This window comes from Shewanella sp. 1180_01 (assembly GCF_052850535.1).
Map to the genome: position 1 here is coordinate 64,643 of NZ_VXCT01000022.1, position 9,836 is coordinate 74,478.

General features: G+C 43.9%; 18 protein-coding genes. 10 read left to right on the top strand and 8 right to left on the bottom strand.

The genetic code is table 11. The features are described from left to right. The first annotated feature begins 62 nt into the window (after positions 1–62). From FW758_RS13015 to FW758_RS13025, 3 genes are all read left to right on the top strand, one after another. Entirely contained in the window at positions 63–923 is an 861-nt protein-coding gene (locus FW758_RS13015) for a hypothetical protein (protein ID WP_446445596.1), read from the top strand. 76 nt (positions 924–999) lie between these two features. Then, the gene (locus FW758_RS13020; protein ID WP_014357902.1) at positions 1,000–1,293 is read left to right on the top strand and encodes a hypothetical protein; all 294 of its coding nucleotides are present in this window, start codon (positions 1,000–1,002) and stop codon (positions 1,291–1,293) included. A gap of 60 nt (positions 1,294–1,353) precedes the next feature. Then, the gene (locus FW758_RS13025) at positions 1,354–2,001 is read left to right on the top strand and encodes a hypothetical protein (protein WP_446445597.1); all 648 of its coding nucleotides are present in this window, start codon (positions 1,354–1,356) and stop codon (positions 1,999–2,001) included. A gap of 48 nt (positions 2,002–2,049) precedes the next feature. Here the strand turns inward: FW758_RS13025 and FW758_RS13030 are convergent, their stop codons facing one another. Genes FW758_RS13030 through FW758_RS13060 form a run of 7 tightly spaced genes read right to left on the bottom strand, consistent with a single transcriptional unit; the run spans position 2,050 to position 4,165 of the window. After that, positions 2,050–2,370: a hypothetical protein gene (locus FW758_RS13030; protein WP_446445598.1), complete on the bottom strand. Its 321-nt coding sequence runs from the start codon at positions 2,368–2,370 to the stop codon at positions 2,050–2,052. Next, positions 2,367–2,597, bottom strand: coding sequence for a hypothetical protein (locus tag FW758_RS13035; protein ID WP_446445599.1), 231 nt, complete (start codon positions 2,595–2,597; stop codon positions 2,367–2,369). Before FW758_RS13035 ends, FW758_RS13030 begins: the two co-directional genes overlap by 4 nt. After that, positions 2,594–2,872, bottom strand: a complete 279-nt coding sequence (locus FW758_RS13040; RefSeq protein WP_168825293.1) for a hypothetical protein — start codon at positions 2,870–2,872, stop codon at positions 2,594–2,596. The genes FW758_RS13035 and FW758_RS13040 overlap by 4 nt, the downstream gene beginning before the upstream one ends. Next, complete coding sequence (locus FW758_RS13045; protein ID WP_446445600.1) at positions 2,873–3,151, bottom strand: hypothetical protein; 279 nt, start codon at positions 3,149–3,151, stop codon at positions 2,873–2,875. A 30-nt stretch (positions 3,152–3,181) separates the two neighbouring features. Continuing rightward, the gene (locus FW758_RS13050; RefSeq protein ID WP_446445601.1) at positions 3,182–3,529 is read right to left on the bottom strand and encodes a hypothetical protein; all 348 of its coding nucleotides are present in this window, start codon (positions 3,527–3,529) and stop codon (positions 3,182–3,184) included. Positions 3,530–3,554: 25 nt separating this feature from the next. Then, complete coding sequence (locus FW758_RS13055) at positions 3,555–3,815, bottom strand: pyocin activator PrtN family protein (protein ID WP_220591999.1); 261 nt, start codon at positions 3,813–3,815, stop codon at positions 3,555–3,557. After that, on the bottom strand, positions 3,812–4,165 hold the full coding sequence (locus tag FW758_RS13060) for a hypothetical protein (RefSeq protein ID WP_446445602.1): 354 nt from the start codon (positions 4,163–4,165) through the stop codon (positions 3,812–3,814). The genes FW758_RS13055 and FW758_RS13060 overlap by 4 nt, the downstream gene beginning before the upstream one ends. Before the next feature lie 615 nt (positions 4,166–4,780). Between FW758_RS13060 and FW758_RS13065 the strand changes: the two genes are divergently transcribed. The 4 genes from FW758_RS13065 to FW758_RS13080 all read left to right on the top strand — a co-directional run bounded on the left by FW758_RS13065 (position 4,781) and on the right by FW758_RS13080 (position 7,153). Then, positions 4,781–5,176 carry a cupin domain-containing protein gene (locus FW758_RS13065; RefSeq protein ID WP_259543702.1) on the top strand — a complete coding sequence of 132 codons (396 nt, stop codon included), beginning with the start codon at positions 4,781–4,783 and terminating at the stop codon, positions 5,174–5,176. Positions 5,177–5,295: 119 nt separating this feature from the next. Then, positions 5,296–5,553: a hypothetical protein gene (locus FW758_RS13070; RefSeq protein ID WP_446445603.1), complete on the top strand. Its 258-nt coding sequence runs from the start codon at positions 5,296–5,298 to the stop codon at positions 5,551–5,553. A 100-nt stretch (positions 5,554–5,653) separates the two neighbouring features. After that, a complete protein-coding gene (locus FW758_RS13075) occupies positions 5,654–6,259 on the top strand; it encodes a DUF998 domain-containing protein (RefSeq protein WP_115336103.1) in 606 nt (201 codons plus the stop codon). A gap of 198 nt (positions 6,260–6,457) precedes the next feature. Next, a complete protein-coding gene (locus FW758_RS13080; RefSeq protein WP_446445604.1) occupies positions 6,458–7,153 on the top strand; it encodes a hypothetical protein in 696 nt (231 codons plus the stop codon). Between the two features lie 246 nt (positions 7,154–7,399). On the opposite strand, the gene FW758_RS13085 is transcribed toward FW758_RS13080, so the two are convergent. Further along, positions 7,400–8,095, bottom strand: a complete 696-nt coding sequence (locus tag FW758_RS13085) for a helix-turn-helix transcriptional regulator (protein WP_310802724.1) — start codon at positions 8,093–8,095, stop codon at positions 7,400–7,402. A gap of 86 nt (positions 8,096–8,181) precedes the next feature. On the opposite strand from FW758_RS13085, the gene FW758_RS13090 reads away from it, so the two are divergent. The 3 genes from FW758_RS13090 (at position 8,182) to FW758_RS13100 (ending at position 9,804) form a co-directional block, all read left to right on the top strand. Beyond that, positions 8,182–8,385, top strand: coding sequence for a Cro/CI family transcriptional regulator (locus FW758_RS13090; protein WP_012088268.1), 204 nt, complete (start codon positions 8,182–8,184; stop codon positions 8,383–8,385). 31 nt (positions 8,386–8,416) lie between these two features. Then, positions 8,417–9,040 (top strand): hypothetical protein, encoded by a 624-nt coding sequence (locus FW758_RS13095; RefSeq protein ID WP_446445605.1) that lies wholly within the window; start codon positions 8,417–8,419, stop codon positions 9,038–9,040. A gap of 158 nt (positions 9,041–9,198) precedes the next feature. Continuing rightward, entirely contained in the window at positions 9,199–9,804 is a 606-nt protein-coding gene (locus tag FW758_RS13100; RefSeq protein WP_011847787.1) for a hypothetical protein, read from the top strand. The last annotated feature ends 32 nt before the right edge of the window (positions 9,805–9,836 follow it).

Consider the following 9,836-nt stretch of genomic DNA (forward strand, 5'->3'; position numbering starts at 1 on the left):
TTAACTACGTGTGTTTTTACTGGTTTAATGAAGTAAACGTTCATGAGCACTAATAAAATGTTATGCAAAAATTAACTTTGAGTATTCCAATGGTAAAGAAAGAAGAAAAAGACTGCTTTGTCATTATGCCAATTGCAGATACTGACGGGTATCCAAAAGGGCATTTTGGCCATGTTTATGACAACATAATAAGGCCGTCATGCGAGATGGCTGGGTTCAATCCTGTTCGTGCTGACGAGGTGAAAGAGACAAATTTAATCCACCTCGATATTTTGAAAAAGCTAATTGAAGCACCTATAGCAATTTGCGATCTGTCCAGCAGAAACCCAAATGTTCTGTTTGAGCTTGGTATTCGGCAGGCATTTGATAAACCAGTAGTCCTAATTCAGGAAAAAGATACCCCGAAAATTTTCGACATTACACCTTTGCGTTATCTTGAATATTCTCAAGAAATGAAATACCACGAAGTGCTCGCGATTCAACAGAAATTAAAGGCCTCCATTGAGGCAACAGCCGCAGCAGAGGGTGATGCAACAAATGTCAACTCAATAGTAAAATTGCTTGCACTAAATTCTCCCGCCCACATTCCAGATTTGGAAAACGGGAAGGAGAGTTTGGCATTAGAGGTTATGCAAGCTGAGTTGCGCAACATGCGCCAAATGATGGAAATGTCTATATTTGAAGGTCGTAAAAACCTGAAGAATGAGTCAATTGCAGCAATAGAGTATCAGCGCATATCAGGAAATCTAGATAAGCTTATTGCCTCCAAACGTATTCCAATTGAAGAACGTATAGAGCGGTATCATATGTTAATGCGTGAAGTCGATGAACTCATGCACACATGCCGAAGTGAAGAAGAGCATATGCACTTCAGACGGTTGATGGAACGAGTGCATCGTGCAGAGCGCGAGATCATTGCATAATAAGTCGCTCAAATCGCTCGCTGGTACGGGCAAAACCCCGGACATTAATCAAACGTTATGTATTTAGGTAGACAAAATGAAATCTGAACATGGTCAAATCCAAGGTGATATTGAGATCAACTCTGAAATAGAAATGCACGGTCAATTTACGGGGCATGTTATCGTTGGCAATGGTGGTTATTTAATATTATTTGGTCAGGCAGCTCAATCACTAACTGTGGAGCTGGGTGCCGTAGTTGAAATATTGGGAATGGTTGTTGGTGATGTTATTAATAATGGCGGTAAGGTCAGTATTACTGGTACCATTATAGGTAAAGTAATTGAGCACGCTGGTGAAACAAATATTTCACCAAGCGCATCTATCGGGTAAAAGTGCGTACAAGACGCGCATACGCGCGCTGCTTAGCGTGGCGTTATGCTTAGGAAAAAAATGGAAAGATATCTTGAAGTAAACAATCAAAAATATTTGGTTGAGTATCCAGATAAATGCCCGATTTGCCACCGGCATAGTGAAATTCCTGTTATGCGCACATCTGTAGAACCAGATAGAAATGGCGTGCAGGTTGTCTTTCAATGTGCTTTCAGTGGATGTAAAAGTTATTTTATTGGCTATTATGGGCCAATATCTTCAAAAGAATTAAAAGCTCTGAAGCCTCAACGTTCCGAAGTTACTAGTATTCCTGAAACTATCCACAAGTTATCTCCATCATTTATTTCAATATATCAAGAGGCAGATGAGGCTAGTGCTCATGGATTACATCAAATAGCGGGTCCTGGTTATAGAAAAGCATTTGAATTTTTAATTAAAGATTACGCGAAATCCTTAAAACCAAATGAGTCTGAACGTATCGAAAATATTTTTTCAGGTAATGTTGTAAATGAATTTATAACTGATCCCCGAATACAATCTGTTGCAAAAAGAGCATTGTGGTTGGGTAATGATGAAACACATTACCTAAAAAAATGGGTTGCTCACGATATAAATGATTTAAAAACTTTGATTAGGTTGGCAATAAATTGGGTTGAAATTGAGCAACTATCAAATAGTTATGAAAGAAATATGCCAGATAAAACGTAGCAAACTAAGGCAGCAGGACGCGGCAAAGCCGTGTCTCTGCTTAGAAGGTCACACCGCCTCCTTGTCCTTAGGTGCGAAGAACAGTGCGACGGGGCCATCTTCGGTGTCGTGAATACTCAGCAAGAATGAGCCGGTCTTGTCGCAAATGGGGTTCCAATCACTGATATCGGTGTCGCCCTCGTCAAAGTAGCGCTCGATGAGGTTTTCTGGCGCATCGAGTTCAAACCAAATCGCCACAAACTCGCCGCCTTGTCGTGCCGCCCATGCTTCACACTCTGCGCGGGTCACACCTTCGTCCCACTCGGGCAAATCTGGATGGGTCCAATAACCTTCTTCACGTTCTACAGTTGCTGCTTGTATTGGGTTCATGCTGCTTCTCCTTTTATCCTGAGTTTTGATTCTGCGTTGAGTGCGAATACTTCGGCATCGGCTTGGCCGAAGTCGCTGCACTCGATGGCGTTATAAGACTTACAAATGCCCCAACCGTGATAGTTGTTTGGGGTGTACTTCACTTCGATTTGCTGTTGATCACACATCAAGGTGAAGTAGGGCTTAGATAGCGTGACCACACCCGTTTTAGTGCTGAACGTATTCATGCCGCCTCCTTGTTTTGGTTGTCGCTGGTTTGGCTGACTGGCGGGTGGCAGGGCAGGCGCATTGGGTGATATCGGTACGAATACACTATGGTGCGGCTAATGCCCTTGGCGAGGTTGGTTAAGCCGTTGCCCAATGCTTGCCAGTACAGGCAATCTAACGCGCCGAGTGCCAGCGCGATTTTGATGCTGTCGCCCGTTGTGGCCTTGAGTAACAGGCTTAACTTATGGCTGCGGTAATGATTTAGCAGATGGCGAAACGCCGCTGATTGAGTCATTTAGGCCACCTGCTTCGGTTGCAAAGGGTTTGATTGCAGCTTGGCCCAGTCGATGGCTTTAATGGCCTCGACCGTGGCGGCGATTTGCTCTAGCTTCTTTTGCCCACGCATAAAGTTTGAAAGCTCAATGCCGTGGCGAGCGGCCGCGCGTTCGGCGGGCAGGGCGCTGGTGTAATGCAGCGTTAACGCGGCAATCACCTCGGGCGAACTAATGCGGGTGAGCGACAGCAATAACTCAATGCGCTGCTTTGATTCAAAGCCGGGGAGTAAATGGTTCATACGCTATTCCTTCCTTTTGAATCAGCAGGGCTAGGCTGCGGCTTCGCCGTTAAACACCACCAGATTGATGATGGGTTTCTTGGTTTTTGGGTTCACCTTGTCCGACAGCTTGTGATAGCGAATATGCACATCGCGGTGGGCTTCTTGGGTCATGGCTAACACGATATATTGCTGGCACAGCGCGGGCGTCGATAACGAATACGACAGGCGTTGTGGCTTCATGGTTTCAAACAAGTGCTGCGCCATATCATTCAACTTAGCTTGGTACTCATCGGGGCTCAGTTGACGGCGGTTAGGGTGCGCGCCTACAGAGGTGCTGCACTTTTTGGCCGCTTGATTTTTCGCTAAGGTCATGGATACGCCGTAAACAAAAAACATAGATACCTCCCCACTGAGCCGCTGATTACGCTAAGTTGATTTGATCTTGCTTGGCGGCGTCGCGTTGCTTGTCGAGGTATTCGGCAAGGTCGGTGACATTGACCATCCAAGGCGCTTTGTTGCTGTTACTGGTGCGAAAGGCGGCTAAGGGCAAGCGGCCGGCTTTGGCATAGTTGGCCGCGGTACGCGGTTCGAGGCCAAAATACTCTTTGCTGATTTGATCCAGTGGCACTATCACTTTGTTGAACTGGGCCATAAGCAAAAATGCGGTGTTGATGCCGCTCATGTTGGTTGCTCCGCTTGGGTGAGTTGCAGCGGATGCACGTTAGTGGCCGCCTGTTCGTTACGCCACACCATCACCTTGCCGTACAAACCTTGTTTGGGCTCGGTAAAGCGCAGGCAGAAGTTGAGCCCGAGTTCGCCCGTGTGACGAATGAACTGGCGGTAAAACGCAGGGCTTGGGTGGTGATAGGCAAAATGCTTGACCAGCTCGGCGCATCGGGCTTGTACCCGTGGGCAATCCATCGGGTCGGTGTGGCCCTTGGCCAGCGCCATCAAGCTTGCAAAACGTATTGCAACTAGTAGGCGAAACTCATCGCGTTGCTTAGGTGTGGTGTGAACTTTCGCTAGAATCATTTCCCTGTCCTCGGTAGTGGGTACAGGCCTAAAGATAAGTTAACTTATCTTTTTCGTCAATTAGAAAGATAACTTATTTTTAAGCGTTTTTGTTTTGATGGTTTTTTGAACAAGTGGTAAGGTAGAGTAAGCGATTGAACTAAGGAGGGTTTATGGTGTAACTAGATAAGGCTATTTTTTATAAGTAAGACAGATTGCTCTTTTATGCCCTAAAAGTGTTTTTGCTCGTTAGAACAATCGAAAATTCCCTCACCTGTTACTCTACAAATTCTCATGTATTTGGCTAATGTTTGGCCCTACCGTAAAGCGGCTAGCAATGTATGGGTATACAGTCGTATTTAAATTTAAATGTTTTTGAGTGTTTTTTAACTCATTTATTTGCGCGTTTTTCCAGTCTAAAATTAATAAACCATTTAAAATCATGTGGATATGCTTACCCCAAATTAGTTAATAGGTTTGGAAAACGCGCATGCGCGTTTTTCCGGATGGTGTATTTGATTAAAAGCTGATAAGTTCTTTGCATACAGAGAGTTAACTGTGCGCGTTTTCACTGGTCTAATGAGGTAAACGCGCATGCGCACTAATAAAATGTTATGTACCACGAGGATCCCGTAAATGTCGAAGTCTGTAGTAATTGCAATTGGCGATGAATTTTCGAGAGTTAAGTTTCTTGAAAATAGGACTCCTGAGACAACTGATGAAGAAGCAAAAGATGCTTTCGCTTTATTATCAGAATACAGAGATGGGGGGATTTACATTGCTCACTACTCTGGTTTTAGTGAATGGGAAAGGCACCTTAATGGTGACGAGTTTGTTCAGGTATTAGGTGGTGAGGCTTCATTGATTTTATTAAGTAATAATCAAGAGCAGAGAAATAGTTTATCATCTGGTCAAATGTTGGTAATTCCAAAAGGTGTTTGGCATCGTTTTGAATCACCTAATGGTGTGAAAGTAATGACTATTACTCCACAACCAACAGAACATTGCATCGTACGCCCAAACGGTACATAACAAGGGTTTTCAAGTCGGACAAATTACAGTTGGCTTTTGTTCGTGCCTCACTTATTTTAGTCAACTGCAATTTGCCGCTTAAAACGGCGTTATATTTCTGTATGAATAAAGAATATCAGATGACAGAGTTTGAATTCCCTGAAGAGTCAGAGGGTTTCAAAGAAACAGATAGATTCTATTCCAATAGTAGAAGCACTATCGCCGTTGTTGGAAAAAAGCCAGATGGCACTTTTACTTACGCTTTATATCAATGGGATTTAACCGATGCAGAGTATGTCGGTGGTGGTTATTGGTCTTGTTGTGATATTGGCGGTATGTATGGTGAATATAGTTCGGCACAATCAGAAGCCAAGCAGGCAATATCGTGCCACAAATAAAATATAACAAGCAAAGGCACAATCGCCCGCAAAAAGCGCGGGCTGGACTCGCTAACGCTCGCCTGTGCTTTGGGCGTTAGTTTACAAAGGGAGTTTGGTGGTGTTTGAGAGTATTGCGATCTATTCAGGATTAATTGCAACAGTCTGGATATTCATTGGTGTTAATGTAGCAAGTAGGTTTTATGCTGGTTACAGCCATTCAAAGCAATTTTGTAGTGAGTTAGGTGCGACTGGTAGCCCAACTGAAAAATTGTCTCCTTTAATTAATAATTATCCTCTTGGTTTTCTATTTTGCTTTTTCGGTTGGTATCTGGCTCAACTCTCAAATGTTTCAACTTTAGTGAATATTGCTGGTTGGTTAGTTATAGCTCATGGTGTTGGTACATGGGTCGCCGGTTACTTCCCAATGGACGCCGATCCATTTACTAAGAATCCAACTTTTAATTGTAAGGTACATTCTTGGGCAGGTTTTATCATGTTGCTTTCATTAGTTGTAGCACCAATATTAATTGCTATCAGTCCAACAACTGAAATTATTCCATTATATTTCCGCATTTTTTCATTGGTTTCTGTTGTCGCTGCTGTTTATTTTCTTTTCGCAATGGCTAAAGCTGTAAAATCCCAAAGCAATCCTGGCATCCATCAGCGTATTTCATATGGCTTTCAGCTAATTTGGCTAAGTGCTTTTTCACTAGTATTGGCGTAATTGTAAACTAACAAGCAAATTAATCAGGACAAATAACAGTTGGTTTTTGCTCCTGCGTCGCTTATTTTAACCAACTGATATTTGCGCATTATTTGGGCGTTAGCACTCAGGAGGAAACCTTTGAAAAAGTGTAAATTGTGTTGTTGTAAATCAGAATTATGTAATTCTCATGCAATACCTAATTCAGTATTTAGGTCGTTGTTTAAAAAAGGTAATGGACAAGCAATAGAACTGTCATCAAAAGAATTAATTCCAAATCGTAGGTCTCAAGATAGTTGGGCTACTGACCAGCTATGCAGTCAATGTGAAATGAAGCTAAATATTAATTTCGACCAATATGGTTTAAATTTACTGCGGGGTAAGATCGGACATAAAGAAAAAGATAATGAAGGTGTTCATTTTTCTGACATTGATACTTTAAAATTTAAAAGCTTTATTTTGTCTGTTTTTTGGCGAGGTGCTGTTTCTCAGCATGAAAACTATAAAACAATTAAGGTATCATCGCAGTTTTTAGAGCTTGTTCGTTCTAATTTAGTTCGTTCAACTAATATCTCCAAGAATTCATGCACCGTCATTGTTCAAAGGTTAGTCGATTCTACTGAAAATGGTGGATTTAGTATAAGTGACCTTAGAGAGTTCGTTGTTTCGCCATTCCCAAGGACGTACGAAGTCAGAGGAGAATTGTATAATTCAATTACAATGATATTCTTAGGTTTCTGCTTTGAGATATTTCAGAGTCCTATACGAGCTAATGGTAAAATATCTAAATTCGCGTTAGGTAGTAGTAAAACAACTTATACATTTCCTTATCTTGAGATTATGGAAATACCTGAGGTACTTGATTTAATGGCTCGTGGTTTGCAAAAAGAGAATCAAGGTTTAACTTATGTGTGATAGGTAAGAGAGTGCTAACAATCGCATCAACACGATTTGCTACATTCGGCATTCTAGGTTTCTTTGAGTTTACCGTATTAAGTGGTAAATTGAGCTTAATTTGCATGGCAGCAAACGTGTTATGCAGGCGTTACATACTTTATTGCTAATAGAATAGTTAAGCTGAATCTGGCTAATAAGCGTAATTGTTTAACAGGGTTATATTCAACAATATGTTGGGAAAGCTATTTTCGAGTTGCAAATGCTTTACAACAGAACTGAGTACCAAAACACTTTGCCGATGACTTTAATATTTTTAAGTTGTTCGTTATTGATGTGCTCGTCTGGCCACTCATCGGTGTTGTAGCTGCGTAGACGCAAGCCGCCACCGGGGAGTTTGTAGAGCATTTTGACGCGCATCATACCATCGTGGTTAATGGCATACATTTTACCATCAACGATCTCGGTGGCTGAGGTATCAACGCCCACCGTTGAGCCGTGGGGTAATACAGGTTCCATGCTGTTGCCATTCACTTTGACACAGGCCGCATGATCTGTGTTTACGCCTTGGCGCTTAAGGCTACTTTTAGCAAAGCGGAGCTTAGGGCCTTTATACTCAATACCTTCAACAATGCCTTCGCCAGCCGAGAGTTCGATATCCACGTAAAAGGGGATTTCGACTTCATCTTCACCCAGTGGACTATCGTTGTCCCATAGATCAAAACCACCTGCCCATTCAGCATTCGATTCAGGTTTTGTCGCGATTTGTCCATTTAGAAGCCAGCTGAGATCACATTTCAATGATTTAGCCAGAGCAAATAAATTTGCTCCTTTTGGAGCGGTCTCATCTTTTTCCCACTGAGTTACTGCAACAGCAGAAACCCCAACTAAAGCACCAAGTGCTTTTTGGGTGATACCTAATTCTTTACGCTTTTCGCGTATACGCTGACCGAGTGTTTTCATGTAAGTGATCTTATCTTTTGTTGACATAAGTTTCCTTTCTTTCTATTGTGTAAGAAAACTTATTTGTTCAGTGTGGAGATCAACCCATGACAAAAGATGATGCCGTCAAATTTTATGGTTCTCAAACCAAGCTAGCTCAGGTTTTGAACATCAAACCTTCTGCAATTAGCCAGTGGGGTGAAGACGTACCCGAACTCCGCGCTTATCAAATTGAGCGCCTAACTGATGGCGCACTCAAAGTTAACCCCGTCATTGTTTTAGATAATCCTGAGTCGGTGAGTGTGGCTTAGGTTCACTTTAGGTTGAAGGAGGACAGTACACATGAAAATCAATTCACGTAAAAAAGATAGCCGTTTGAATTTGTTGATGAAAACGATTCATCGGGTGTTGGAGTTACCCAAGATGACGCGCTTTGCGCTGGCGATAGATTTTGTTGCGGCGGTTGAACGTCTCGGGCTAAGCGAGGTGCTGGCGGCGGAGGGCATTAGCTTTGCCAGCACGCAAGACGTGCATAACGATGCGCGGATTAATGCCCAAAAGCTGTTCCGTTGGCTCGGCCAGTACGAGGGCCAACATCCGCAGGTGGATCGCTTGTTTCATGTTGAGCAAGCACTGGTGGCGGCATTGCCTGAGCATTTGCGAGTGCAGTATCTCAACGATGTGTTTGGTTGCACTGGGGTGACGGTGATTGCCGACCGCATGAGTGACGGCCATGTGTTGCATGTGGCCGATATGGCGGCATCGCTCACCAAAGAGAACGCCGAGGCACAAGTGGCGGTGATCCATTTGGGCGATGAGCCCAAGCGCGAGCAGTTAGTGGCGGCGCACCGTGAGTTAAAAGAGTCGGCGGCGACCACGCAAGCGAGTATGGCAGCGTTAGAGCTGGCGTATCCGTATTTAGCGAGTCATGGCGGTAAGGCGGCGCAATACGCGGCCGAGAAGTGATTGGCATGTTGATTAGCGGTAGAGATAAGAAAGCCCGCTAGAGCTGTGGAGGCAGCGGGCTTAATACCTAAGTTAGGCAACAGCATGTTACGTAAGCATGGGCTTTGGGTCAATTGTCGGCCTTGATACCACGGCTTTAAGGCATGCAAGGGGGCGATATGTTTGATCCTGAATGTTTGATTTGTTGTTTGGAGGGCGGCGCCGCGTGTTCGGTGCATGGCTATGTTGCTAATCGTGATGATGAGCCTGTTACGCCAGAGCTTGCGGATTCTATGCGGCGAGAGGAAGAAGCGGCCGATCCAAAGGTCGCGTTATTGGTTGCTCAGGCTAACGTGCTGATGATGCAGGCGGCAGCCTTGAGTAAAAACACCTTACCTATGTGCCAAGTTGATTTACGGCGCGAGTTAGCGACTTTTTACGGTTTTAGCACCTTGGATAATTTTAGCCGCTTGCAGGTTGGCCGCATTGTTGAGCTGTTGCGAACGCAACCAGAGTTAGAGGCGTTAGATAACGTCAGCTTAGTGGAGATCGCCAACAAAGTGGTGAGTCGGGTGATTTTAGGTGATGAAGGCACCTTGATGTTGCCGCGGGTGTGCGTGGATTGGTTTTTGGGTTACTTGCAGATGGAAGAAATGCGCGCCGAGCGTTCGATTGAGGTGACGCGTATTGACCCCGTTAATCAGGCCAAGCATATCAAGCGGCGCGATATTTATAGCCAGTTACGGACTAATTTGGCGCGGGATATTTATCACTTGGATGGCTGAGTATTGATGATGTGACAAAACATAAAGGGTTG